This window comes from Aquamicrobium sp. YD-1-mutant5 (assembly GCF_059509755.1).
The window spans coordinates 148,494-173,748 of record NZ_JCAKKP010000003.1 but is presented as its reverse complement, the minus strand read 5'-3'; the positions used below and the strand labels follow the sequence as shown (position 1 = coordinate 173,748).

Here is a 25,255-nt window from a genome sequence, read left to right as displayed (position 1 = left end):
CATGGCTTTCCCCGATCTCGATCCTGCGCAGGTTTTCCGGGATTTCGTAACCGACAAGGTGCCGTCCAGCGGCAAGTGGAATCCGCGCAAGCCTGAAATCCGCCGCCTGCTCAAGAGCTACGAAAGTGCCATCATTGCACTCATTGCGGGGCAGGGCGGCGACATCGAGCTTGCGCGCGGAGTGATCTCGTTTGCGGTCACAGGCGGCACGGCTAATGATATCATCGCTGAGCCGGATTCGGAACTGCCTGACAATCCCGGATCTGCGGTCTACATCCTTGGCGGGGTCGCCCAGCCCAACACCGGCAACGTCACTGTTAACGGCAAACCCCTGCTGACCAATAGCGGCAACCAGATCGCAGCCGCCGGCTTGGTGGCTGATGGAATCTATCTGTTTCTGGATGACGGGACGCATTATCGGCTGATCTCTGATCAGGCCAGCGCGGCGATTGTTGCGGCAGCAGAAGCGCAGGCTGTAAGGGCTGAGACTGCCGCTAGTGAGGCTGCGCTCTACGACCCGACATTTCGCTTTAAAACCGTACAGGACTTGCTTTCCAGCACTCGCGCGGCAGGCGGTTCTGGAACTCGGTGGCAGGCCGGTGAATTCCTGTATGAGGAGGCCGCCACGAGCGCCACCGATAATCACGTCGAGACTGCCGGTGGCGTTAAGCTGTATGTCGTGGCGATGGCTGGGGCTCTGTTTGCGGAGGCATTTGGGCTTATCCCAGATGACGATACCGCTACGTCTGCAAACAGAGCCATCCTCTCCAAAACTCTTGCTGCTACGTCATCATTGCTCGGTAGCAAAATCGTTGATTTGGGAGACCGCACTTACTTCTTCCCGCTCGAAACCAACATAGCGGCGCCCGGCGTTACTCTGAGAGGTAACGCCACCTTGAAACTAGCTGGCCCGAACGAAGACAAGAACGGGTTTCTCGTCCAAGGTGCAGATGGTTTTCGGCTCAAAGGCCGTTTGAAGTTCGACGGAAACCGGCCCGCGATGTCTAATATGGGGACGGACAGGAGCCTATTGCTGGTTTACAACGTCGAGGACGTGATCCTGAGCGGGTTCGACGTTCGTCATTCCCGGCGGAAAGGTCTGGCTATAGCGTCCGGTGTCGCCGGAAAGGGTGCGACGAACATCACGGTTCGCTATGCCGCTGGGGGCGACTGTGGCGAACAGGTCTTTATGACCGATCGCTCAAACGGTCTTGGAAACGATACTATCCCATGTCGAGACATCTTATTTTACAAGCTTCGCATTGACGACACCGACCATGCTGGCATTGCGATCAACGATGGCACCTTACTGGCCAAGGTCATCAACTGCATTGCCGACATCAACAATTCCAACTGGCATGCCATTGATGTGCGCGGCTCTCGCCAAGTAACCGTTCAGGGCTGCGTCGGCCGACGCGGCATCTTAGGATTTCGCGCATCGGTTCTTAACGCCGCCGCATTGGCGCGCGGCGAAGTGCTTGATGGACTGACGCTAATCGGTAACTTGTGGGAGTTTAACCGCCAGTCTGGGTGCCTCCTTCTTGGTGCTAAGAACTGGACTGTTGCTGGAGACATATCTCGGAATAATGGTCAGGGCGGTGGAGAGTTCTTTGGGTTTATTGCCATTCAGCAGGCCGGAGTTCAGCGCTCTATAAATGGATCGTTTAACCATGTGCAGGCGTATGACGATCAAGCCATCCCTACTCAACACACTGGTGTTGCCGTCATGGCATCGGACAGCATCAAAGTCACAAACCCGATAATATGGGGCAACACAACACGCAACAAGGTTCATTACTTATCTGGGGTCACGGGACTAGATGTCATTGGCGATGGGCCGGACGGGTCCACAGCAAAAAAGGTATCTATCACTACTGGAGAATTGGCCGGGAGTTCGGCTGCTAATGTTACTGTGCCGTTTGCAACCGCCTTTGCTGTCACCCCCAACAGTATATCGGCTTCAGTATCAACTCCTACAACTGGGGCAGCTATCGTCGTGGATAACATACATAGCGTAACAGCCAACAAAGCAATCGTGCGGGTGCGAAACACCAGTGCCAATCCCCTAACTGGCATGATCTATCTGAGCGCTGAGTATTTGAGCTAGGCCGTTGTGGGGTTCTCCTTCGCGGGATCGGCGCGTTTGGATTGGCATTTACCGCCCCGCAGACACTCACCCCGACAAAGGTTTAAAGAGCTAAGCTGGCGGGTACGGCGGCTATGGCCCTATACGATAAAAATCACAACAATCGCGCCCGATCGGCGATGAGTTTCCCGGCCATAAACATTACGAATTTGTACTCGCCAGCTAACTTCGCCTTGGGATCGCAGCGGCTTGTGGCAATAGGCATCCGGCTGATCTAATTGGCGCTAGATGGCGCTATCTTGGTGGGAGTTCCGGTCTTGAGGCGATTTCTTCGCGCCATCCGTATCTCCCTACCTTGAAAGCACCAGAGGGCAAGCAGCATCGGGATCAGCGGGAAAGCTACAGGGATCGCCCCCACAGCAAAAACCATGAAGACCGCGACCTCGCCAAGGCTGGCAGACCCCTTCCGGCAAGCGCTCCATAGGAACAAAAAGTATGCCAAAAAACCGAATATCCCCAACTCATAGATGATGGCTCCGCTCCAGCTCATGATTTTGTTGCCAGTCGAAGGCGACCATAGGTACTCTTGCCAAAAGGGGCGAGCAAATTCTTTTTGGGTTTCGTAGGTATCCAGCCCCCCAGGCATCAGCTTATTGTTTATGGCTGCGTGGATGGAAAGGATAGCGTCCTCTAGGCGGCGAGCTACACTTGCATCGACATATATTACCTCTACTATTCCATGGTTGATTATGTTGTTCATCAGCCGACTCGCCCGGGACTCCCCCCCATAATCTGCCACCGCATATATAGCTCCGACTGAGATTGCGAATGTGAGTACGATTGTCGAAGCCTGCCAAATTCTGCCTCTGAAAGTGAGGAAGAGCTTGAGGATTACGTACACGGAGTATATCGCGAAAGCTGAAACGATATACAAGATCGCCATAGCTGATTGCGCAAGTACAAAAACACTGATGACGCATCCGAGTACCATCAGTTTGGATATGATTTTTGGCCTGTAGTTTGTCCCCACCAATATCAGCCATGCCAAGAAGATCATGAAAATGGCGAAATATGTTGGCTCTGGCGACAGGGACGTGAGACCTCGCCCCTCTGAAGTTCGATAGGCTGCCAGAAGGCTTTTTAAGTGTGGATTTAAGATCTCGACAAAAGCGAACACAATCCACGAAGCACAAGAGAACAACAAAATTTTGAGTGGAAAGCCGTAACGCCGCAAATAATTATAAAATGCAAGGAACACCACCAAGAGAGTTCCGTATGAAGCTATGGCGCGGGCCACATCTGCAATTGGAGGTGAAACTGAAGCTAATATGCTAAGGCTGAGGCCGGATCCTATGAGCACCGCAATCGATACGAAATATCGCGGAAAGACAATTCGGTTGCAAACTATCAGAAATAATATTCCAAGCAGAAGCGGCCATGGCTGAGAATCCATGGAGTTTGTGCCAAAGCTTGTCCAGGGGTTCATACAAGCGAGAACAAATATGCCTCCGAAGATCATCCCGAAGGTAACTGGCGTGCGTAATGACCGTTTTCCGGTAGACGCTTCTTGCAACATGTCGGTAACAGTGCCGGTCAATCTCAACTTAGATTCAATCGTGGGACGAATATAACGTTCTTTACTTCTGTCGATGTTGCTGCCGAGTCACTCGTAGGGTCATGTTTATAGTTAAGAATAAGGACTAACCGAACGAATTTAGTGCCTATGGCGAACTGGTTAGGCGTCATGTCGCCTTCGCCGGATAAATCGCCTATCAGAGTCACCCAGCCTATGGAGCTGTATATATGCCGATTATTAGCGGTGGCATACCTGTGAGCACCGAGGCCTTGCATTATAGGCTGCTGCTCTTGATCGTAGCATATCACGCCGATATATGTCCGCGCCGATGCGCGCTCTGATCCTGCTGGCGCTAGCGTGCGTATCTGGGCTGACAGATTGTAAGTCAGGTTGGTATCTACCGGCACAAATTGCGATGTGAAGGTGGCGGGACTGCCGGCTGATAGGAAGCTTTTATCACTGGCAATGGCGACATCTCTCGCGCCGCCGAAGTGCTCTTTAACAGGACCCCTTATCCATCCAAATTGCAGCGAGACCACTGCCAATAAGCCGATAGCAGCTAAAACGACATAAAGGACACGGCCAAAAAATCTGAGAGCTTGGATTAAAGGGGGGTCTATCATGGGCCTGTCTTAAGGATTCTGATTGAGATGGTCCATAGAGAAACTTTGCTCCGAATCATCTCCTGCTGTCGCCGAAGAATGGTAGGTTGCCATCGGCGAATCCGGTTGTCATAATCAGGCGATGCGCGTTACAATTCTCGTTCTTTCCTGCCTTGTTTGTCTTGGCGGTTGTGCAGGTAGGCCAGCGGAGTGGCCCCGGCATCAACCAACTGATCCGTCTACAGTCGAGACGGTCTCGCAAGGCCATGATGGCCTTACGAAACTCGGCACCGTGACTGCTGATGCTTGCGCGTCAATTCTCTCGACAGCTCCGGATCATTCGGCAGGTCTTCAAAGACTAAGAGAGACGGCGGCGAGCCGGGGGGCTACCGGCATAGCCAACGTCCGATCCACCCGTTTGGGGAGCACATTGAGTTGCCCGTGGGGAGGGACCCGCTTTCGAGCCATGGCAATTCGCCATCCCAGCACCCTGTCCGAAACTTAAGAGGATTCTCCAGCCGGGCTCAGGGCAGTCTCGTGTGTGGGGCCTGTGGGTAGACGCTAAGGCCTGAAAAAAGCCGCCCCGTTTGCGCCTGTCAGGAAAGATACCAAGACGAGCATCGCGACCGAGCAGCCAACTACCCAACAAGCGATGAATATAGCCTCTGTTTTTCGCGCTCTCTTTTGATGGAGTTGTTGCCTGACCGCGTCTCCCGACGCTCCCTCGGTAGTCTCCCTGCTGACGGGGTGAGCCATCCAATTGTCCCCTTCCAAGACAAAGAAAGACGGTGCCACTACCACAATATTACACATCTGTCACGATGCGTGATGCAGGGATGGGCCAGCAACCGGCTGTGAAGGAGGCTGATTTTGCCGGCTCTTGCGGCCATTTGGGAAGCTGCGCCTTGATCGTAGCGGCAAGCTCTCAGAGCACAATGCAGGCTGGCACGCCTGAGCTGCGGTCACCACGTAGCAGCGCCGGAGGTCCACAATCCAAAGTATGGGCAACCTATAGTTGAGACAGTGTTCCGTACCATGTCTACCATCTCTGGGTTGGAAATGGTTGCAACCCCGCATAGCGTCCAGTTCATCAGCACCTTAAAATCTGTATCGTTCGCACGCACAATCACAGCTGTGCCGCGAGGCAGAGCCGGAGGGAGTTTCTTGGCTAGCTGAGCGTCTAAGGCAGCCAGGCTGATGAAGGTCTTTTGAGATTTTTCCAGAGACGCCCGATCAGTCCTTTGGCGCGCCACAACTGCATCGGTGACCTCACGCAAAAAGCCGATGGCTACAGGCATCAATTCGGCCTGTTCTTTGTAAGCACGCTCAAAATAGCGCTGAGCAAAAACTGCATCATCTATATCGTTGGTGCCGGCTGGTGTGATCGAGAGTGCATAGGTGGCGCCGAGACCGGCCGCGATGCCGGCCACAAAAACCGGAACCATCCAAGGGCTCAATATCTCAGTCAAGCGTTGTGCAGTTTTGTGTGAGGGTTTTGAAAAAGTATCCTCGACGGTCTTAATCGCGGCATCCAGAGCATCAAGCTCTTCGGCGGCTCTTCCAGTGCGCTGAAAACTCTCACGCGCCGCTGCATAGATTTGTTCTCGCTGTTCAGGCGTTTCGGCGCGCCGCTTGGCAATGGCGCGCCTGATCGCCGCCTCGTACTGCTCATCAGCCATTTCAACCCTCATCAAAACCTTGGCATGTCTATATGTCGAGACGAAAAATTACCAGACTGTGAAAGGCTCCACCATGGACAGAACCGTGCCCGCCGGCGCGGCGTCCGTGGCTGCCTGTTCCTCAGAACAATCCGAAAGCCCAAATCCATGCCCGATCCCCGAGCGCGGCTTGTCCGCGCCCTCGGCAACCTTTCGCGCGCCCTTAACGGTCTGCTCAAAGGCCAGCCCAATGAAACGCTGTGTGGGCGCATGGCGCGTACGCGCGGCCATGACTGCCTGTTCTGTCGGGTTGTCGGCTGGGCGCTGCGCGACCCGGGTCACTGCTGGCGCATGCGCATAGCGGAAATCACCAAAAAGTAGGAGGCCATAATGGCCAGAGAAACGCTGCCCACAGCGCTTGCGCTGATGTTTGGGCACGAGGGCGGCTACGTCCACGCGAAGTCCGACCGCGGCGGCCCGACGAAATACGGCATCACCCATAAGACGCTTGCCGCGCACCGCGGCGTAAAGTCTGTGACCGCCGAACAGGTCAAGGCCATGTCGAAGGCCGAGGCCGAAGCTATCTACCGCAAGTCCTATTGGACGCAGAGCGGCGGCGATCTTCTACCTGTTGGGCTGGACTATGCGGCTTTTGACTACGGCGTCAACTCGGGACCAGCGCGTGCCGTCAAGTCGTTGCAGAAGGTCGTCGGCGTAGCGCAGGACGGCATTGTTGGTGGCCAGACTCTCGCGGCGATCGATCGGTATCCGGGTGGTGTACAGGCGCTAATCCGCGCCTACTGCGACGAGCGCATGCGATTCTTGCGGTCATTGGGCGGTGCGCAGGGGTGGGCCGCTAACGGCCGTGGATGGACCATCCGCGTGACCGGCAAGGATCCGAAAGGGCAGTGGAAAGACCAGCCCGGCGCGGTCGGGAACGCGCTGCGTCTGGCTGCCGGAGCCCAGACCGTCGAGAACCCACCCGTTGCGGGCGGCAAGGCGAACCCGGCCGACCGTAGCGTTGTAGATATCGTCAAGAAAGAGCCGACGCTTGTGGTGTCGATGCTGACCGCCCTTGGTGGGCTGGCCGCAGGTGCCGGACCTGTGCAGTGGGCGCTTGCCGCTGCTGTGGTGGCGGGTGTCGGGTATGCGATCTACAGGCTGGTGCAGCGGGAGAGGGCGGATGGTTGAGGCTGTCGACAAAATAACCGTACGCGTCATGACACGATGGTGGTTTTCCGGCGCAGCTCGCGCCTTGGCCGTGGCTTCCATTGTTCTGCCAAAACAACTCACCGGCTGGATCATCGACAGGCTTTGTGAGCATGGCGTCTACATCGAGGACGCCAATGCTTAGCGCTGCATGGGCCGCCCTGACCAGCCGCATAGGCCGATATCTGGCCGCCATTGGCGCAGCGCTGGCCATCCTGTTCGCGGCGTACACCAAGGGGCGCAAGGACAACGCGGCCCGCGCCACAGAAACCAGACTCAACGAAATCAACAAAGCAAGGAAAGTCGAGCATGAAGTCGACGGCCTGGATAGCGGCAGTGTGCATGACCGCCTTGGTCGCTGGATGCGCGACTAGCGGGGGATCATATTGCGATATTGCGAAACCCATTCTGCCCAGTGTGACGGACGCACTAACCACCGACACGGCGCGCCAGATACTGGCCGAGAACGAAAAACTGGCGCGCCTATGTGGCTTGCGCCCGTAGTGGCGGGGGTGTCGGCGTGGGCCTATGTGCAGGCGCTGTCGCTGGTCGTAGGGTTGCGGGGGCTGGCTGGATGACCGGCGCAGAGATTATGGCCGTGGTGGGGTTTTTTACGATGCTCTTCGGCACGCTGTTTGGCGCTTGGAAGTACATCGAAAGCAAGATTGCCGCTGTGCGCACCGAAACCAACATTGCAGTATCCGCAGCTGGCGCCAAGGCTGAATTGGCCATCACCCAGTTGCACGAGCATCGCCTTCACGCGGCGCAGACCTTTGCCACCAAGCAGGGGATGCAGGAGCAGACCGCGCAGATGCTCCGTGCCATCGAAGGGGTGGCGTCTCGTATCGACGGCCTCACGGAAAGGCTGGACAACATCATCATGCAGCGCCCGGCAAGCCGGCGCGCATCGTAACACCAGCCCCGCATGCCCTGACCGGCTGCGGGGCTTTTTCTGTTTTTGATGTTGACAAAGTTAACTGATGCGCGCATAGTGTGAATATGGCCAGCCATAGGGCCTAGCGGCTACCAACCGCGACATACCACCTAGAGGAGAAACACATGAAGAAGCTCTTGCTGGCATCCATGTTGGCTGTCACCACCGCGCTTGCTGGTTGTTCCAGCGATGCGACCGTCGCCACCGAGAACATCAAGCGCGCGGCAGACAATTTCGAGATCACCCGGCGCATCGTTTTCTACAATGGCATTACCGATAGGTACATGCTGACGATTGAAGGCCGTTGTTCGATGGACCTTAACTCGGGCGGCACGGCATTCAACGTCATCTGCAAGACCGGGCCATCCGAATACAAGCGCCACACGCTGGTGCTGTCCGACAACACCAGCGCATTCGTCGAGCAGCTGGAAGCCGCATCCGTCAGCGCCTACCACTACCGCGTCGTGTTCAAGCCGCAGTCCATTCTGCCGGACATCGACTTCCGCGGTGACGCCGGCGAACTGACGACGAACCGGCATTAACTGCCAACAGCGTGCCAGACCACCAACCTTGGCGCACCCAACTACCACACCACGCGGCTATGCCGCCCAGAGGAGAACACCATGCTTCGCAGAGCTTTGCTTGCGGCTGTTGCCGCCATTGCGTTCGCCGTGCCTGCCGTGGCGCAACAGCCCGGACAGTGCATCCCGCTTGCTGTCATAGATCAAGCCATGAAGGACAACGGCATCGGCCTTGAGCGCCTTTGGGCGACGGAAGACATCGAGTTCGTCAACACCTATCACAAGGCCGCAGGTATCGAGTTTCCAGACGGTGCGCAGCCTGTCGGTATGTTCCTGATTGCCTTCCCTGACCGTGTTCTGGTGGCGCTGGTGGAGAAGGAAGACGGAGGCTACTGCACGCGCTGGTCCACTTCGATCTCCCATGATCGCCACAAGATTGCGTTCACTGCTGCAAGCAGGAGCGTGTGATGGGGGATTGGATTGAGTGGGGCGGTGGGGAGTGTCCGGTGGCAGGTGGACTGCTCGTGGAGGTGCGGCTCCGGAATCCTGAAGGCGGATGGGACTACTGTCGCCCCGCCGAAGAGTGGGACTGGTCTGTTGAGGGTGTCGATGGTGACATCATCGCCTACCGCATCGTGGGGGCGCATTAATGGGCAACCTCCCAGACCTTCGGATTCTTTTCTACTTCGCCCTGTTCGGCTTTGCCTGCGCGCTCATTCTGTCAGCGGCCGGCGGCATTTGGCTGGCGCACCTTATCGTCAGCGCACTCATTATGTATTTCGGAGCCTGATCATTGCCAACACCACCTTTAAGTGACGAACTAGCCAAAGAAGCCGCCGATGCCTTTGAGTCGTTCGGCACAAAACAGGCTGCGGCCGACTTCCTGCGCATTCCGCGTGCTACGTTGCAAAACCGGCTTAAGCGGGCGGCGGAGCGGGGGATGCTGGGGCCGAAAGAGACGCTGCCGGGGTACCGCATAGAGTCCCTGACGACCACGCCCAATGGCACCTACGTCAAGCAGCGGAAGGCGCATGGCGAGGAATACACGCCAACGCTGCCGGTGAAGGGCAAGACGACGTTGGTGGATGCGGAAGGCCGCATTATCACGCAGCATATCATGGAGCGGGCCACAGCCGAGCAGCAAGCATCTGCGCTGCGGGCGATGGTCGAAGCTCTAAAAGAAGACTTGCCGCGCGTCACGATCATGCCGCCGCCCGCCCATGTATCGTCAGACCTGCTCAATCAGTTCGTCGTAACGGACAGCCATTTTGGTATGCTGGCATGGCGCGAAGAGACAGGCGACGATTACGATCTTCGCATTGCCGAACAGCTTCTTCTTGATTGGTTTGCAGCAGCCGTAGCGCAGGCGCCACAAGCCCACACGGCGGTTCTGGCGCAATTGGGCGACCTGATGCACCACGATAGCCTTGAAAGCGTCACGCCAGCCCATAGGCATGTTCTGGACGCGGACAGCAGGCTCCAGAAGGTGATCCGCGTCGTCATACGCACGGTGCGTCGTATTATCGATATGCTCCTTCAGAAGCACAAGCATGTCCACGTCATCATGGCATCTGGCAACCACGACCCGGCCTCGTCGGCATGGCTGCGCGAAATGCTCGCCGCCATGTACGAGAATGAGCCTCGTATCACAGTCGATAGCTCACCGATGCACTACCACGTCTATACGTGGGGCAAGACGGCACTGTTCTACCATCACGGCGACAAGCGCACGATCAATAATGTCGACGTCACCATGGCCGGCCTGTTCCGCAAGGAGTACGGCCAGAGCGATGTGTCTTATTGCCATATCGGGCATAGGCACTCCGACGAAGGCATCAAAACCAATCTGATGTACGTCGAGCGCCACGAGACGCTTGCCGCCAAGGACGACTATGCAGCAAGCGGCGGCTGGCTGTCCGGTAGGTCAGCCAAGCGCATTACCTACCACAAAGAACATGGTGAAGTTGGCCGGGACAGGATGACACCAGCCATGGTTGCTGGCGCCAGCAAGTTGCATGCCGCGAATGATAACGAACCGCAGAGGAGGGTGGCATGAACGTGGGCAAGATCGAATACGCGCCGAACTATGGACTCAATATGGACGGCAAGATTTACACCAAGCCTTGCCGCGACACCGAGGCCCGCCTTGCCGTCGAGGGCGACAATGACAATGTGCCCAAGGTAAGCGCCGCCGATTCGGCCAAAGACACGCTAGCGCGCTTTCCGAAGATCATGGCGCGGCTGGCGGCCGGGCCTCGTCCATCAGGCTTCTACTACCTCGGAAGCCCATACAGCCTTTACAAAGACGGCCACGACGCTGCCGCCTCGCTGGTGGCTCGCGCTGCGGCCGGCCTGATGGCGGACGGCCTTGTCGTATATTCGCCCATTGCGCACGGCCATTTCGTCACGATGCACAGCGACCTGCCGCAGGACTGGGAGTTCTGGAAGGCGCAATGCCAGCCGATGATTGATGCGGCTGCGGCGCTGATCGTGCTGCGCATGGAGGGCTGGCAGGACTCCGTTGGGCTTGCCTACGAAATTGGTGAGTTCGAGCGGGCCGGCAAGCCGGTACATTACATGTCGCTGGAGACGGCGGTGGGCGTGCGAACGCAGCGACCGTGGGAGATTGCGGCATGACCCACCTCCCATACACCACAACGGCCCTGCTGCGTGCTGGCTACAGCCCGCAGCCGTTGGAGGCGGCGGCTAACCGCTGCTTCAACGCGGTTGGACAGCACAACGGGCGCCTTGTGCGCGGAGCGCTCTACAGCAGTGACGAAACCACACAACGATTTTGGGATGCGTTCTGCGCGGCGGCCAAGGTGCTACGCGGCGGGGGAGCGGAAAGGATGGTGGCGTGATAGATATGGCTCTGTATTGGCTTGGCGTTGCCGTGACGAGCGTCGGGGCCGTCGGCATTCTTGCTGTTGTGGCGATGTGGGCGACAAACCAAATTCTAGAATTCACCGGCATGGCGAAGATCATTCTTCATTGGTACGCCGACAGGCTCACCAAGGATCGTAACGCCAAGAGGAGCGGAGCATGAAACCCGGCGACCGCGTTATCTGCACCAACGCAGAATTCCCCTACGGCGTTGGCCCGCAAGGGCTTGTCGCCGGCCATGAGTACACAATCGCATGGCGTGGCAGATGGAACCACCCGATTGACGGCTCGTACATGGGCGTCCGGTTGGTGGAATTGCAGCGCGGCGAAGACCCGGCCGCGTATTGCGACGACCTTCCGTTCCGTGCCGATCGGTTCAAGCCGGTTGTGTCGGGGAGCAGGCTGAAGGAATTGGAGGTTGAGCATGGATAGCAAGAAACTGCGCGAAGCGCTGATGGCAGCATTTATGGCTGCCATTGATGAGGTCGGCCTTGCTGCGTTCAAGCGCACGTCGCTGTTTATGTCGAACCGGGAGTCCGGCCATGTCTGAATCGATGATTGAGCGGGTGGCACGGGCGATTGAGACCGGCGACGGTCACAATCCCGACGAGGAAGTATTCACGCCAGACGGCTTCCAAAGGCGGTATGTGCTGGCCCTCCCGGCTGCCCGCACCGCCATTGAGGCCATGCGCGAGCCGACTGATGCGATGGTGGATGCGATGGATGATCACGCCGGAACAATCGCGCCGCAATATGCGTACGAGGCCGCCATAGACGCCGCCCTCAACGAACAGGTGTCGGGATGAGCTACGTCTATTCGCCATGGGCCCACCTCCCCGCCAACGACAATTCTCCCCGCATTATTGCCCTGTCAGGCCCCGCCGGAAGCGGCAAGTCCACCGCAGCAGCTTACCTCCAGCAACGGGGCTACACGCTGATCAAGTTTGCCGGCCCGCTTAAGGCCATGTGCCAAGCAATAGGATTTACTGATTGGCACTTAGAGGGCGACGGCAAGGAGCGCCCGCTGGACTGGTTACAAGGCAAGTCGCCCCGCCAGTTCATGCAGCTGCTCGGCACAGAGTTCGGACGCGACTGCATCGGCCCGCACTTCTGGGTTGGTCTGTGGGAACGCGCCGCGCTTGAGGTGCTGGATGCCGAGGGGCGCGTCGTGGTGGACGATTGCCGCTTTGCCAACGAGGCGGACGCGGTGCGCAAGCTGGGCGGCGTTGTCGTACGGCTTGCGGGCCGGGGCGGGCTGTCTGGCGGCCACGTTTCGGAAAAGATGGATTGGGAGGCGGATGCGATGATCGGCAACCACTACGGCATAGACAGGCTGCACGAAAACCTCGACTGGGTGATGCGTGAGGTGGTGGCGTGAAAACCGATATTGAAGCCGAACGTCTGCGCATCGAGCGCGAACGTCTGCATGTTGAGCGCGTAAAGGCCGCGCTATTGGCAGAGTTGGTTCGCGCGGAGAGAGTGCGCCTGCGGCGAACTAGCCGATCGTGGATGGATCGAGTCGAAGACGCAATTTTCGACTGGTAGTTATAAGCCACCAGCATCCTTCTTATAACCGGCCCGCCATTGAGCGGGCCTTTTTCGAGGAAGAGCAATGCTTACTGCAGGACGACTGGAGGCGGTTTCATCTATGATGAACCTGCCAATGTTTCTTTCAAGGGGCGCCTCTGATACATACGACAGGGGCGAGCGCGTCAGCATTTACGTGTTCACAGGAGGTCAGTTCGCCAAGGTTGGAATAGCGAAGGACGTGCCGACAAGGCTGTCTCACGTTCAGGCCAACTGCCCCATTAAACTTCGGGTATCGTATCAGCATCAATTTGACAGCAGGCTGTACGCCATCATTGCCGAGCGTGAGGCACACGATCTTCTTGGAGAATTCAGGATGCACAACGAGTGGTTCAGGATTGATGCGCAAACTGCAATATACCGCACATCAATCGCCGTCGACGGAACGAGGCTGCTTATAGCCCATCACAATCAATAGTGTGCACGGGCCGTGCAAGCCCGTTTTTAAAACCATGTTTTATTTTTTAAATTCAATATACTTATAAACCTAAAGTCTTTCCCTTGGTAAGGGAGAGGTCGAGAGTTCAATCCTCTCTGGCAGCACCATTCCCCTCATTCCGGTATTTGATAGATTTTTCAATAAGTTATCTATTAAGCCGACCTCGTCCGAAAGACCCTTGATTTAGCTGCTGGTCACGCTCTGGTCACAGCAAAGGGTTCTTCATGGCTTCGATACGTAAGCACCGTGATAAATATCAGGTACAGATTCGCAGGAAGGGTTTCGCCCCTTTAACCAAAACATTTACCCTGCTTGCCGACGCAAAAGAATGGGCAAGACACCAAGACAGACTGGCGGACAGGGCAGAACTGGGGCCTGACAGAAGAGAACTGGACCGGATTACGCTTGGTCAGTTAATTCTACGGTACCGAGAAGAGGTTCTGCCTACAAAGCGCCATCGTGAGACGGATTCTGTTTCCTTAGCTCAATTCCTCTCCCATCCAATCTCTAAATTGAGACTTTCGGACCTAACGCCATCTGAATTCGCACGTTACCGTGATGAACGCCTTGGAAGGGTGACGATTGTAACACTGAAACGGCAATTCAGCCCTTTACGACATATGTTCGCTAATGCTCGGACGGAATGGGATTTGCCACTTAGAGCCGATCTACTCTCGAAAACTAGGCTTACCGGAACGGACAAAAAGAGGGACAGGCGGCTACGAGAAGGCGAACTCGAAAAGCTGCTGGAAGCCGGGAAAAAGACCCGTAACCCGTTCCTGATCCCAATTGTGCGGCTGGCGCTGGAAACAGCCATGAGACGGGGTGAGATACTGGCCCTGAAATACCGTGACGTTGATATTGAACGCTGCACGGCAACCGTCAGGGAATCAAAGAACGGCTATTCGAGGGTTATTCCGCTATCTTCTTTGGCGGTAGCAATTCTTGAAACGACCATGGCAGTCATGAGCGACAAGGCCAAAGACCAGAATGAACGTATCTTCCCAATTACTCCGGTTGCGGTGCGTCTCGCATGGGACAAGCTGACCAGAAGGGCAAAGCTGGACGATCTGCATTTCCATGATTTGCGCCATGAGGCGATTTCCCGATTTTTCGAGAAAGGGCTTACCGTGCCGGAAGTGGCATCGATCAGTGGCCACAGGGATATAAGAATGCTCCTTAGATACGCTCACGCTGACCAAAGCAAGCTTGCGAGAAAACTAAACGGAGCTTGTGGGACCGGCTAGGACGGCTTTCCAGAAGTATTACCCTCGTCCTCACCATCAGGCTTTACCAGATCGACGTGGCTCACGCCGAGTGTTTGGGCCAGTTCATAGAGGGTGATGACGGTTGGATTGCGCTTACCGCGCTCCAGGTCGCTAACGTACTGCTGGCTGAAACCCGATTCCTCAGCAAATTTTTCCTGAGTGAAACCACGCTCACGACGCAAGCGAGCAACGTTCCGGCCAACCAATTTCCGCATATCCATACACGGACGGATTGCAGGTTCGGAGCGTTCGGTTTATCACCTATATTATGTATAGCAGGGCAAATCAGCGCGGGCCCATGGGCTCTGCAACTGGGGGAATCATGTTCAAACGCATCATTTTGGCGCTCGGTATTTTTATCGTTGCGATAGGCACGGCAAATGCTGGTTCGCCAGAAATAGAGAAGTGGAGAGCAGGCGTCAAAAGTGAGCTTCAGCATTTCATTCGGAAGAACGAATATCGCTTCCACAACGTCACAAACGGGCAATATCAATCAGTTCTCGTTCATATGACTATCGACAAGAACGGAAACGGAACGGCAACAAAAATACGAAATAAGAATGCTACAAAGCAAGCAACATATCTAGTTAATGATGTTTTCAAAAATCCTATAAAATTTTCTAAATCACCGATTCAAAAAGAAATGAGAATTGTTTTTCCTGTAAATATACCTGCTTATATCAGAAAATAGAGTTTTAAAGGCGGGAAATTAATGGAGTATGATGAAGGTCGAAATACGTTCATATATGTATTCTTGGCGATATTTTTAATTCTATCTTCTATTGCTGGATATTTGATCTATCAGGAGCATACAAGAAAACAGGATAGGAACGAAATAGAATTCAAAAAACGAGTTGAACAGATAGATGAGAAAAATAAAAATCTGAAAATTATTTCGGATAAATTCGGTTTCTCAAATCTATCTGTGTCTCTTGATGAGAAATCTCTTCTTTCTCGGCATCTGACAGGTGCCTATAATGAACCTTGTGACTGGAATGCAATCTACAATCTTGCTGAACAGCTATCAAAGGATGGCCAGCGGCGGAATGCAGCTACCCTCTATGAATACTACGATAGCTCTTGTCGAAAGGCCAACACTGCCACTTGGTACGCAGCCAATATCTATGAGCAAATCGGAGACCACCCTGCCGCGCTAAGAGCCATAGGGCGATACATAGAGGACACGGCAGAAAATCCCGGCGGCTACTACCTTCGAGCCAGATCGAATGAGGCTCTTGGGAACATGGATCAGGCAATATCCGATTATCTGACGACGATTTCCCTGATCAACGATCCTTCAAAAACAAGCTATGGCGTCTTCAAGCGCTTGTCTCTCGCATACGAAGCCAAACGGGAGTTCTGCGAGGCAGCTAGCGCCATTCAAACATGGGTGGCAGCCAACGGGGAGCATGACAACAGCCAACTCAATTTCCTTGTCGTGAACCTGAAGGAAAAGGGCGACTGCGTAACGGACTATGCGACGGGACAGGACACATTCCGCCATCAGCCAAACGCCTCAGGGGTTATCTATGCTGACGTCTACGTGAACGGCATAAAGGGTAGATTCGTGGTCGATACGGGTGCTGCGCTGGTTTCGGTGTCCAGATCGTTTGCTGAGCGAGCCGGGTTGAAGTATTCGAAGGATAGTGAAATCCTTCTTGGCACCGCTAACGGAATTACCAAGGGCAACCGAGTGACAATGGATTCTGTGCGTGTCGGAAAGGTCAAGGCCGAGAAGGTCCTTGGGGTGGCAATGCAGAAAACTGATGCACTAAGCAGCGATATAGACGGACTGCTTGGGCGGTCATTCCTCGCCAGATTCGACATTACCTTTGCGAAGGGCAGATGGATGGTTTCGGCAGCGGATTAACGCGGCTCATGGAAGCGCACCAAAAGGGCCCAGGAAGCCCGCACAGAGTCACTACGGGATTGGGTGGCCTTTTCCTGCCCTTGATCACAAAGCGCGCGTACGAGTCTCCTAGGGGTCGTAGAATTAATTTCTTCTTGACGCAACCATAGCGAGCATGTATGGATGCCGTCGAAGCGCATTTGCGGCAAAAACCGAAGGCCACCCTGACCCCTAGCCGTCTTCAGAGACCTGCAAGGGATAGCTTCTCCTTAGGGACGTAACAGGTGACCCCTTCTGGCCAGTCTGACAAACTGGAAGCCGGTTCATGTGAGACTGTGTTGCAGTCAACCCGTTAGCCCCTAGATAGGCTATTAAGACGGCAAGCAATCCAAAATCGTGTACGCAACGAGTGTGTCCTTCGGCATGCTTTTCTAGTCGACGACTAGCCTCTGGCGGATTTGTTTCTGGCAGAGTTTTTATTGTGTGTAATTCGTAATAGTAAATGAAACTAACTATAGATAAGTATATTTTTTATGAGGAAATTATAATGAACAAATTCATATCAGATAAGTTTTTAAATTATCTTGAGTGCAAAGGGGAGTTTGTATTTCAAACATTCTCTGATTCAGGAAGTGTCAGGGCAGAGACGTTCGCTGGATCATTTCAAGATTGTCATGGCCAGCTTAGAGACGCAAACCGTTCCGGCCAAGCCGTTGCTGTTACAATCAACGCTACGGATGGAAGGCCGCGCAAGAGCGAGAATGTCACCCGCATTCGGGCTGTTTGGAACGAGAATGACGAGGGCTACAATGGGTCTTTTCCTCTGGACGCTTCTCTTACTGTTGAAACTTCACCGGGGCGGTTTCACTACTACTGGTTGATAGAAGACAAATGGCCTGCTGACGAGCTAGGGCGAATGGATTTCAGGCGGGTGATGGCTACCATGGTGAAGAGCTATGGCAGCGATAGCAATGCCTCGGACATTTCGAGGGCCTTGAGATTACCCGGAAGCCTTCATCAAAAAAGCAAGCCGTTTCTGGTCAGGATCGTGTGGGACAACGAGGGCAATCCCAAGCGCTATACACGGCAGGAAATCGTCTCCGCCTTTGCCGATCATGATGAAAACGAGGCCGATGGATCAACCCACAGTCTGCCGCCTCCGCTACACGGCACCATCAATTTCGATCAAGTCGGGGATGCCCTTCCATCTATCCCATCGGAAGGCAGGAATGTCTGGCTGACGGTCGGAATGGCTCTCCATCATGAATCGAACGGTTCCCAGAAGGCATTTGAAATCTGGGATGACTGGTCGCGAAATACCAAGGCCGGGAACTATGATGAAAAAGAGCAGCACCGAACTTGGGAAGGCTTCAGAGAGAACCACGGCAACCCTGTCGCCATCGGGACTTTGTTCCAGCTAGCCAAGGAGAATGGCTGGAAAGGGCACCGCCATAACGTACCTCTTCCCGAAGAAAGGTTCACGATTGAGCGGCATCCCGGTGATTTGACCGAACGAACGATGTTGGCGGTAAGGGAATTTTTTGCAGAAGGTGAAAAGAGCAACCCATCAAAACAGCACTATGAGGGCATGGAGGAAATCGCCAAGGTCATTCAGGCAATGGGCGAAGGGCACAAGAGCCTTGGCAACGACTATTTCCTTTCATCCCTGCCACCCGGAATCGGCAAGACGACAACCATTGGCCAGGCAATCTATCAACTTGTCAGGACACCGGCATGTGATGATGTCGGGGTGATATTCTTCCTGTCCCGTGTCGAGGAAATCAAAAAGCTCATTGAGGGGATGGGTTTGAAGGATGCCGAATTTGCAACGCTTGTAAGCCAGAACTATCGGGACAAGGTTCCTCAAGGGAATCGCATTGCCGGGGAAGCCCGTGTCCTTTTCACCACCCAGCAGATGCTTGAGGTCCGCTTGAATGGAAGTAAGCTTTTCAGGGACATAAAGGACTTCCACTTCAAGGGAAAAGCACGTCAGGTCAGGATATGGGATGAGGGTATCCTCCCCAGTAATAGTCTGGTTATCGGTAGATGGGATATTTCCAATCTGTTGAAAGGCTTTGCCAAAGCCAAGCATTACGACCTAGCCGAACGGCTGGAAAAACTCTCCACAGAGGTGAAGGATGCGGACGGCACCACGATTTTTCAGATGCCGGACATTCTCCGCTTCAAAGTTGGCCTGAACGAAGCGAGGGGTCTCTTCACAGGAGGCGACGACAGAAAGACGGTCGAAGCTCTGTGGAAGCTGTCTGGCAAGAGAGTTCTCCATAGAAGGTACAACACCGGGGGATTTTTGGTCGGATACGAGGAAGCGTTTCCTCAAGACCTTGGGCCAATCCTGATATGTGATGCCTCCGGCCCCTTCAGGGAAGTGTATCGGCACTGGAATGAGAACAGGAAGGGATTGAGGTTCCTTCACAGTCCCGGCAAGCGTTATTCAGGATTGACGATTCATCACTGGGATCGTGGTTCGGGTAAAGACCAGTTCAAGAAATCAAATTTGGACAGAAATAAGGTATATGACGGGATTGTAAAGGGAATTGAGAATATTCAAGATGATGAAAAATTCCTGATAATCCACTTCAAGGAAAATGGAACATTTGCAAATGTAGAGGAAGAGCTACAGAAACGATTTATTGGAGATGACAGAGTAAGGTTTTGTACATGGGGCAAGCACACAGCTACGAATGATTTCGTTGATTGCCGGCACGTCTTTCTTGTTGGTCTTTTGCAGTATGATGGTCCCCACTACGAAGCCTTGGGAAGGGGAGCAAAGAAGCTTGGTGTTGATGACAATTTCAGTCAGGAAGACTCCCTCAAAACACGCTTGGGGGAGATCAAGCACCATATCTTTCAGGCTGCTTGCAGGGGTGCTGTCAGGAAAGCGGAGGGAGATTGTTGCCCGCCGGATTGCCATTTGTATGTGATCTACTCCACTAAATCCATACCGGCAGCTATTCTTGAAGAAGTGTTCCCCGAAGCAAAGGTTGTTGAATGGAAACCTGTTCGTAATCTAAATGACAGGAAGAAAAAACTTGTGGAATATATTTTGCATAAGGCAAAATCCGGAAAAATAAAAATACAAAAATCTGATTTAACCGATGTCTTAGGTATAAGAAAAGAACAACTAACTAGATTTCTTGATAATGATTTGAGAGAATATCTTTTGTATGAAAAAAGAGTAGATGTTAACATGAATCACCATTATATAAATATAAAGTTAACGCCTACTCATTAGGGTTATATATATGGAAAAGTGTTAACATCATATAATATTATCTCGTTATGGTTATGTTTATGCGAAAATAACTTCAGCAGACCAATAACAGTGACAGGAGGACGGGAAGGTAGCATTGGTTTACAGCTAGAATTTTTCCTCAAATTAGGTCGAGCCCATATGCAATCCCGTTGGCCCCCACCCGTCACTTCCTCCCCTACCGGGTGGTATCACAGGGAAGATTTCTTCTGTCCTCTGCAATGGCAGGTCTCCCACCCGCTGAGTTTACAGATTTCAAAAATCAAGCGTGGGACGAAACGCTGTCAACGATGGAAGGGAATCCGAACCGTAAACCAATCGGGGAGCTTTTCCTGTCCCGGCAGCGCCCTGGTCACAATGATCACATGCAACGATGGGCTTGCGTAGCTCAGAGAAAGATTGTACCAACTACGAAGTAGCTGAATTCATTCAGTCTTTCGACGAACGCCAAAGGCGAGCAGTGGTAGAGCACTCCCTTGGTAAGGGAGAGGTCCAGAGTTCGAGTCTCTGTGGCAGCACCATTTCCCTCATTCCGGTTATAAAGTCGAACCGTCCTCGGGGTTAAACCTGTGCTGGCGGAAACGGTCTTTGGCCTGCGATTTTGACGCGAGACCGCGAATCGGAGGTTTCGCTGTCAAAGAGTGCGTTTGAGTGTCGTGCTATCCGTGATCGTGTATCGCGGCGGAGCCGCAGCCGGATGGCGGGATGCGCTTTGATTGCGGTGCAGCAGCATAAAGAGGAGGAGGCGAATCAGGACTTTGGTTTCGTGTCCTCCGGGTCGAGCAGGATGCGTTCGGCGGCACCGTCGAGATCGTCGTACTGGCCGCTGCGCAGTGCCCATAGGAAGCCGAGCAGGCTGATGGCCCCGAGGAACAGGGCAACAGGTATCAGATAGATGAGGATGCTCATGCCGTTGCAGGCTCCGTAACCTGCCGTGTCTTGCCTTCATCCTCCGTACGGCCGGCGCGCATCAGCCGCAGTGCATTGGTGATGACGAGGATCGACGAGCCCGACATGGCGATGGCCGCGATCAGCGGCGTGACATAGCCCAGAACGGCGATCGGCACGGCGATGATGTTGTAGACGATGGCGATGCCGATGTTCTGGCGGATGAGCTGGCCGGCACGCAGGGCGACGTCACGCGCCGTGGTCACGGCGGCGAGGTTCTCGCGCAGGAACACGAAATCGGCGGCGTTGCGGCCGATGTCGGCAGCGGTTGCGGGCGCCATCGAGACATGGGCGGCGCCCAGCGCCGGAGCGTCGTTCAGCCCATCGCCCACCATCAGCACCTTGCGGCCTTCCTGCGCAAGCTCCTCGATGCGCTCGACCTTCTGGGCGGGAAGAAGGGCGGACCGCCAGGCATCGATGCCGAGTTCACCGGCGACGCGGCGGCAGGCCGCTTCCGTATCGCCCGACAGCATTTCAACCGGGCCGAGGCTGGCCCTGAGCGCGGCGATCGTGGCGCGCGCGCCGGCGCGGGGCTCATCCTCGAAAGTGAAACGGGCAACGATTTCACCGTTTCGGGAGAGGACCGTACCGCTTTCCTGCGAATCATTTTCTGCCCAGCTGGCCCGGCCGAGCCGCCAGATCGTGTCGCCCGCAGTGGCCTCCATGCCGAAGCCCGGCAGTTCCTCTACTTTGTCAAAGTGAGGCGCAGGGGTGCCGCCGCCCTGTTCGGCGATGGCCTGCGAGAGCGGGTGGCGGGAATGGGCGGCCAGCGCGCTGGCGATGCCGAGCAGGCGCGGCGTGATCTCATGGACATTGGTCAGGCGCGGATGGCCGAGGGTGAGCGTGCCTGTCTTGTCGAAGACGGCGGCATCGGCCTGCGCCAGACGTTCCATGGCAGCCCCGTCCTTGACCATGATGCCGTTCTCGAACAGGCGGCGCGCGGCAACCACCTGCACGATGGGCACGGCGAGGCCAAGCGCGCAGGGGCAGGTGATGATCAGCACGGCGATGGCGATGGTGACCGCCTGATGCCAGTCGGCGCCGGCCAGCATCCAGCCGATGAAGGTGACGAGCGCGGTCAGGTGTACCACCGGCGCATACATGGCCGATACGCGGTCGGCGATGCGGCGATAGCGGGCGCGCCCGCCCTCGGCGGCTTCCATCAGCCGCATCATTTCGGCAAGGAAGGAGGTGGAGGCGGGCCGTGTGGCCTCCAGCGTCAGGGGTCCGGTCAGGTTGAGCGTGCCGGCCTGTATCTCGGCCCCGGCAGCCACGGCAAGCGGCGCGCTCTCGCCATTGACCAGCGAGCAGTCGAGGTCGGATGCACCCTGCACGACCTTCGCATCGACGGGAATGCGCTCGCCGGCGGCGACCAGAAGGCGCATGCCGGGCTCGATCTCGGCGATGGGGCGATAGTCGCGGGTGCCGTCGCCGAACAGCACCAGAGCGCCGCGCGGACTGAGCCGCGCGAGGCCGGCCACGGCGGCGCGGGCCTTGTTGCGCATCACATGGTCGAGCGTGCGGCCGATGAGCAGGAAGAACAGCAGCGTCACCGAGGCGTCGAAATAGGCATGGGTGCCGGAATGCCAGGTGTCGTAGATGCTCAGGGCATAGGCCATGGTGATGCCGATGGCGATGGGCACGTCCATGTTCATGCGCCCGTGGCGCAGGGCGCTCCACGCCGAACGATAGTAGATGCCGCCGGCCACGGCCAGCGCGGGCAGGGCGATCAGTGCCGAGACCCAGTGGAACAGGTCGCGTGTGGCTCCTTCCGCGCCCGACCAGACGGACACGGAAAGCAGCATGATGTTGCCGGCGGCAAAGCCGGACACGGCCAGCGCGCGCAGCAGTTCCGAAAGCACCGGGTCCTTGCCGTCCTGCGCATCGTCGAACAGATGCGGCGGATAGCCGAGCCCATCGAGCGTGGAGACGACCGGAGGCAGGTCGTCGCCGCGCCAGCGAATGCTGACGCGCTTGGTGGAAAGGTTGACGCGCGCCCGCTCGACCGTCTCCAGCTTGCCCAGTGCGGTCTCGATGGCGTGGATGCAGGCGGCGCAATGCACGTCCGGCACCGACAGCTCGACCTGACGCGTCCCGTCACCCATGTCGCGCGCGGCGAAGGCGACTTCCTCGCCGGATGGAAGCGCGGCCAGCGCTCTGGCAAGATCTTCGCTTCCGGGCGCGCAGCAACTCATCTGATGGCCCCGTCCCTGACGATGATGCGGTGGATTTCGTGCCATGGCACGTCGCGGCCGGCGTCGGCCTCGATCTCCACGATCCAGGCGCCGTCACCCAGCGCGAAAGGTGCGTCGAGCGCACCGCCCGATGCGGGTGCAAGGGCGAGCGTCGTATCCTCGGCATCGGTGACGGGGCGACGGAACTGGGCCGTACCGGCCTTCAGGGCGACGGGATTGCCTTCGGCGTCGGCCAGCGCGAAGCGGAAGGTGCCGCCGGTTCCGGTCACCGTCGTGTTCCAGCCCAGCGCCACCTGCTCGCGGTGTTCGCGCGACTTTCGGTTGAATTCGAGGCCCGCGACGTAGGAGTTGCGCACCACGAAGCCAGTCCAGCTCGTATTGGCATAGACGGCCATGGTGACGTTGACGGTTATGATGACGCCGAAGAAGGCGACCATGATCAACAGGAAGTGGCGGCCGGTGAACTGCTGGCTCATCATTCTCACTCCGGGCTCTCGAAGCTGGTCACATAGTCGGCGGAATCGAGGCTGGACTTGTCCTCGACGTGGAAAACGAGACGCTGCGCCTTGCCGGGGCTCTTCGCCCCTTCGCGGGGCTGACGCACATAGACCTTGAGCGAACGCGCGCGATCCGGCTCCAGCGTCACCGTGATGGTGCTGCTTTCCTCATGATCGAGGCCCACGACATTCATCGTCGCGCCGGGAAGCTCATCCAGGCTGACGGTGACGGTGCGCTGCTCGGGGATCTTGTTGAGCAGCTTGACCGTGTAGCCGTTGCGGATCGATCCGTCGGAAAGCACCACATATTGCGGATTGCGGTCGTGCAGCACGTTCATCTCCAGCCGGTCGCGGGTCAGCAACCCGTAGATCAGCAGTACGCCGACCAGCGCCCATCCGCCAAAATAGATGAAGGTGCGGGGTCTGAACAGCTTTCCAAGATGAAAGGTCGAGATGGCGTCGGAAATACGGCCGGAGGCATCGCGGACCAGCGAAGGGCGGATGTCATGGGCGCCGTCGCCTGTCGCCAGAGCCATGTTGGCGTTGTAGTCGGCCAGTGTCGCGTAAGAGATGAGGCCGCGTTCGCGGCCGAGCTTGTCCATGACGCCGTTGCAGGCATCGATGCAGAGGGCGCAGGTGATGCATTCGAGTTGCTGGCCGTCGCGAATGTCGATGCCCATCGGGCACACCACCACGCAGGCGTTGCAATCCACGCAATCGCCGACCGGCTTGCCGGCTGCCGCAGCCTTCTTGGCATGGCGGGAGCGGGGCTCGCCGCGCCAGTCGTTGTAGGTCACGGTCAGCGAATGCTCGTCGAGCATGGCTGCCTGAATGCGCGGCCAGGGGCACATATAGGTGCAGACCTGCTCGCGCATCAGCCCGCCGAACACATAGGTGGTGGCGGTGAGGACGGCGACGGTGATGTAGGCGACGGGGGCTGCCTGCCCGGTCGCGAAATCCATGGCCAGATAGGGCGCGTCGGAGAAATAGAAGATCCACGCGCCGCCGGTCGCCACCGCGATGGCGATCCATATCGCGTGCTTGGCGGTGCGGAGCGCGATCTTTCGTGACGTCCATGGAGCCTGATCGAGGCGGATGCGGGCGTTGCGATCGCCCTCGATGGCGCGCTCGACGACGAGGAAGAGATCGACCCACACGGTCTGCGGGCAGGTATAGCCGCACCACGCGCGCCCCACCGTTGAGGTGATGAGGAAAAGGCCGAGGCCGGCCATCACCAGAAGGCCGGCGACGAGAAAAAACTCCTGCGGCCAGATTTCGATGAAGAAGAAATAGAAGCGGCGGTTGGCGATGTCGACCAGAACCGCCTGATCGGGCGCATGCGGGCCACGGTCCCAGCGAATCCACGGCGTCAGGTAGTAGATGCCGAGCGTAATGGCCATGATCAGCCATTTGAAATTGCGGAACGAGCCGTTGGCGCGCTTGGGAAAGATCTTCTTGCGCGCGGCGTAGAGCGGCTGGCGCAGTTTGGCAGAGTTGACCGCCTGCGCGTCGTGGCGTTCGAACTCGACTGTGCCGGACATACTCTTCTCCTGACCGTACCTAACCGCCGTCCAGCCATGCCCTGAACCTGCCCCGGCTGGCTTGATCTGGGTCAAGCACAGGGTGCGGCACAGTGACATCCATGCGCGTCAGAGGGCCCGGCATTGCTGCCGGACCCTCCAGCCCCCCGGCTTATCGCCCGGCCCCTTTGCAGGTTGGGACCGGAGGTTGG

Annotated in this window: 30 protein-coding genes and 1 tRNA gene; 23 read left to right on the top strand and 8 right to left on the bottom strand. The window is 56.4% G+C overall.

Translation table 11 applies throughout. The features are described 5' to 3' along the window. The first annotated feature begins 1 nt into the window (after position 1). Entirely contained in the window at positions 2–2,107 is a 2,106-nt protein-coding gene (locus AC5XE7_RS05130; protein WP_495365089.1) for a hypothetical protein, read from the top strand. 253 nt (positions 2,108–2,360) lie between these two features. Here the strand turns inward: AC5XE7_RS05130 and AC5XE7_RS05125 are convergent, their stop codons facing one another. From AC5XE7_RS05125 to AC5XE7_RS05115, 3 genes are all read right to left on the bottom strand, one after another. Beyond that, positions 2,361–3,683: a hypothetical protein gene (locus tag AC5XE7_RS05125; protein ID WP_495365088.1), complete on the bottom strand. Its 1,323-nt coding sequence runs from the start codon at positions 3,681–3,683 to the stop codon at positions 2,361–2,363. Between the two features lie 2 nt (positions 3,684–3,685). Next, positions 3,686–4,285 (bottom strand): hypothetical protein, encoded by a 600-nt coding sequence (locus AC5XE7_RS05120; protein WP_495365087.1) that lies wholly within the window; start codon positions 4,283–4,285, stop codon positions 3,686–3,688. A 941-nt stretch (positions 4,286–5,226) separates the two neighbouring features. Then, a complete protein-coding gene (locus AC5XE7_RS05115) occupies positions 5,227–5,943 on the bottom strand; it encodes a hypothetical protein (RefSeq protein WP_495365086.1) in 717 nt (238 codons plus the stop codon). A 147-nt stretch (positions 5,944–6,090) separates the two neighbouring features. On the opposite strand from AC5XE7_RS05115, the gene AC5XE7_RS05110 reads away from it, so the two are divergent. From AC5XE7_RS05110 to AC5XE7_RS05020, 19 genes are all read left to right on the top strand, one after another. Further along, a complete protein-coding gene (locus AC5XE7_RS05110) occupies positions 6,091–6,303 on the top strand; it encodes a hypothetical protein (RefSeq protein ID WP_495365085.1) in 213 nt (70 codons plus the stop codon). A gap of 45 nt (positions 6,304–6,348) precedes the next feature. After that, the gene (locus AC5XE7_RS05105) at positions 6,349–7,113 is read left to right on the top strand and encodes a glycoside hydrolase family 108 protein (RefSeq protein WP_495365084.1); all 765 of its coding nucleotides are present in this window, start codon (positions 6,349–6,351) and stop codon (positions 7,111–7,113) included. Beyond that, positions 7,106–7,276 carry a hypothetical protein gene (locus AC5XE7_RS05100; protein WP_495365083.1) on the top strand — a complete coding sequence of 57 codons (171 nt, stop codon included), beginning with the start codon at positions 7,106–7,108 and terminating at the stop codon, positions 7,274–7,276. The genes AC5XE7_RS05105 and AC5XE7_RS05100 overlap by 8 nt, the downstream gene beginning before the upstream one ends. Then, complete coding sequence (locus AC5XE7_RS05095) at positions 7,269–7,505, top strand: hypothetical protein (protein WP_495365082.1); 237 nt, start codon at positions 7,269–7,271, stop codon at positions 7,503–7,505. Before AC5XE7_RS05100 ends, AC5XE7_RS05095 begins: the two co-directional genes overlap by 8 nt. A 200-nt stretch (positions 7,506–7,705) precedes the next feature. Further along, on the top strand, positions 7,706–8,044 hold the full coding sequence (locus AC5XE7_RS05090) for a hypothetical protein (RefSeq protein ID WP_495365081.1): 339 nt from the start codon (positions 7,706–7,708) through the stop codon (positions 8,042–8,044). Positions 8,045–8,190: 146 nt separating this feature from the next. Then, positions 8,191–8,607 carry a beta-sandwich lipoprotein gene (locus AC5XE7_RS05085; protein ID WP_495365080.1) on the top strand — a complete coding sequence of 139 codons (417 nt, stop codon included), beginning with the start codon at positions 8,191–8,193 and terminating at the stop codon, positions 8,605–8,607. Between the two features lie 81 nt (positions 8,608–8,688). Continuing rightward, entirely contained in the window at positions 8,689–9,054 is a 366-nt protein-coding gene (locus AC5XE7_RS05080) for a hypothetical protein (protein ID WP_495365079.1), read from the top strand. A 325-nt stretch (positions 9,055–9,379) separates the two neighbouring features. Continuing rightward, positions 9,380–10,642: an oxidoreductase gene (locus AC5XE7_RS05075; RefSeq protein ID WP_495365078.1), complete on the top strand. Its 1,263-nt coding sequence runs from the start codon at positions 9,380–9,382 to the stop codon at positions 10,640–10,642. Beyond that, a complete protein-coding gene (locus tag AC5XE7_RS05070; protein WP_495365077.1) occupies positions 10,639–11,223 on the top strand; it encodes a DUF1937 family protein in 585 nt (194 codons plus the stop codon). The genes AC5XE7_RS05075 and AC5XE7_RS05070 overlap by 4 nt, the downstream gene beginning before the upstream one ends. Continuing rightward, positions 11,220–11,447 carry a hypothetical protein gene (locus AC5XE7_RS05065; RefSeq protein WP_495365076.1) on the top strand — a complete coding sequence of 76 codons (228 nt, stop codon included), beginning with the start codon at positions 11,220–11,222 and terminating at the stop codon, positions 11,445–11,447. Before AC5XE7_RS05070 ends, AC5XE7_RS05065 begins: the two co-directional genes overlap by 4 nt. Next, positions 11,444–11,632: a hypothetical protein gene (locus AC5XE7_RS05060; RefSeq protein ID WP_495365075.1), complete on the top strand. Its 189-nt coding sequence runs from the start codon at positions 11,444–11,446 to the stop codon at positions 11,630–11,632. The genes AC5XE7_RS05065 and AC5XE7_RS05060 overlap by 4 nt, the downstream gene beginning before the upstream one ends. Next, positions 11,629–11,901 (top strand): hypothetical protein, encoded by a 273-nt coding sequence (locus AC5XE7_RS05055; RefSeq protein ID WP_495365074.1) that lies wholly within the window; start codon positions 11,629–11,631, stop codon positions 11,899–11,901. The genes AC5XE7_RS05060 and AC5XE7_RS05055 overlap by 4 nt, the downstream gene beginning before the upstream one ends. Then, positions 11,894–12,019, top strand: coding sequence for a hypothetical protein (locus AC5XE7_RS05050; protein WP_495365073.1), 126 nt, complete (start codon positions 11,894–11,896; stop codon positions 12,017–12,019). Before AC5XE7_RS05055 ends, AC5XE7_RS05050 begins: the two co-directional genes overlap by 8 nt. Next, positions 12,012–12,275, top strand: coding sequence for a hypothetical protein (locus tag AC5XE7_RS05045; RefSeq protein ID WP_495365072.1), 264 nt, complete (start codon positions 12,012–12,014; stop codon positions 12,273–12,275). Before AC5XE7_RS05050 ends, AC5XE7_RS05045 begins: the two co-directional genes overlap by 8 nt. Next, positions 12,272–12,847, top strand: coding sequence for a deoxynucleotide monophosphate kinase family protein (locus tag AC5XE7_RS05040; RefSeq protein WP_495365071.1), 576 nt, complete (start codon positions 12,272–12,274; stop codon positions 12,845–12,847). The genes AC5XE7_RS05045 and AC5XE7_RS05040 overlap by 4 nt, the downstream gene beginning before the upstream one ends. Further along, positions 12,844–13,014, top strand: a complete 171-nt coding sequence (locus AC5XE7_RS05035; protein WP_495365070.1) for a hypothetical protein — start codon at positions 12,844–12,846, stop codon at positions 13,012–13,014. The genes AC5XE7_RS05040 and AC5XE7_RS05035 overlap by 4 nt, the downstream gene beginning before the upstream one ends. A 67-nt stretch (positions 13,015–13,081) precedes the next feature. Beyond that, positions 13,082–13,474, top strand: coding sequence for a GIY-YIG nuclease family protein (locus AC5XE7_RS05030; RefSeq protein ID WP_495365069.1), 393 nt, complete (start codon positions 13,082–13,084; stop codon positions 13,472–13,474). Continuing rightward, positions 13,447–13,602: transfer RNA gene (locus tag AC5XE7_RS05025), tRNA-Thr, on the top strand. Before AC5XE7_RS05030 ends, AC5XE7_RS05025 begins: the two co-directional genes overlap by 28 nt. A gap of 117 nt (positions 13,603–13,719) precedes the next feature. After that, a complete protein-coding gene (locus AC5XE7_RS05020; protein WP_495365068.1) occupies positions 13,720–14,742 on the top strand; it encodes a site-specific integrase in 1,023 nt (340 codons plus the stop codon). Here AC5XE7_RS05020 and AC5XE7_RS05015 read toward each other — a convergent pair. Then, positions 14,739–14,984, bottom strand: coding sequence for a helix-turn-helix domain-containing protein (locus tag AC5XE7_RS05015; protein ID WP_495365067.1), 246 nt, complete (start codon positions 14,982–14,984; stop codon positions 14,739–14,741). The genes AC5XE7_RS05020 and AC5XE7_RS05015 overlap by 4 nt on opposite strands. Before the next feature lie 101 nt (positions 14,985–15,085). Here AC5XE7_RS05015 and AC5XE7_RS05010 point away from each other — a divergent pair, with 101 nt between their 5' ends. From AC5XE7_RS05010 to AC5XE7_RS05000, 3 genes are all read left to right on the top strand, one after another. Next, positions 15,086–15,454: a hypothetical protein gene (locus AC5XE7_RS05010; RefSeq protein ID WP_495365066.1), complete on the top strand. Its 369-nt coding sequence runs from the start codon at positions 15,086–15,088 to the stop codon at positions 15,452–15,454. A gap of 21 nt (positions 15,455–15,475) precedes the next feature. Then, the gene (locus AC5XE7_RS05005) at positions 15,476–16,633 is read left to right on the top strand and encodes a TIGR02281 family clan AA aspartic protease (protein WP_495365065.1); all 1,158 of its coding nucleotides are present in this window, start codon (positions 15,476–15,478) and stop codon (positions 16,631–16,633) included. 526 nt (positions 16,634–17,159) lie between these two features. After that, positions 17,160–19,865 (top strand): PriCT-2 domain-containing protein, encoded by a 2,706-nt coding sequence (locus AC5XE7_RS05000; protein ID WP_495365064.1) that lies wholly within the window; start codon positions 17,160–17,162, stop codon positions 19,863–19,865. A 768-nt stretch (positions 19,866–20,633) separates the two neighbouring features. Here AC5XE7_RS05000 and ccoS read toward each other — a convergent pair. The 4 genes from ccoS to ccoG are packed head-to-tail and all read right to left on the bottom strand — an operon-like array spanning position 20,634 to position 25,064. Beyond that, a complete protein-coding gene (ccoS, locus tag AC5XE7_RS04995; RefSeq protein WP_183824616.1) occupies positions 20,634–20,792 on the bottom strand; it encodes a cbb3-type cytochrome oxidase assembly protein CcoS in 159 nt (52 codons plus the stop codon). After that, positions 20,789–23,026 (bottom strand): cation-translocating P-type ATPase, encoded by a 2,238-nt coding sequence (locus tag AC5XE7_RS04990; protein WP_495365063.1) that lies wholly within the window; start codon positions 23,024–23,026, stop codon positions 20,789–20,791. The genes ccoS and AC5XE7_RS04990 overlap by 4 nt, the downstream gene beginning before the upstream one ends. Next, positions 23,023–23,505 carry a FixH family protein gene (locus tag AC5XE7_RS04985; RefSeq protein ID WP_495365062.1) on the bottom strand — a complete coding sequence of 161 codons (483 nt, stop codon included), beginning with the start codon at positions 23,503–23,505 and terminating at the stop codon, positions 23,023–23,025. Before AC5XE7_RS04985 ends, AC5XE7_RS04990 begins: the two co-directional genes overlap by 4 nt. A gap of 2 nt (positions 23,506–23,507) precedes the next feature. Next, complete coding sequence (gene ccoG, locus AC5XE7_RS04980; protein ID WP_495365061.1) at positions 23,508–25,064, bottom strand: cytochrome c oxidase accessory protein CcoG; 1,557 nt, start codon at positions 25,062–25,064, stop codon at positions 23,508–23,510. Between the last annotated feature and the right edge of the window lie 191 nt (positions 25,065–25,255).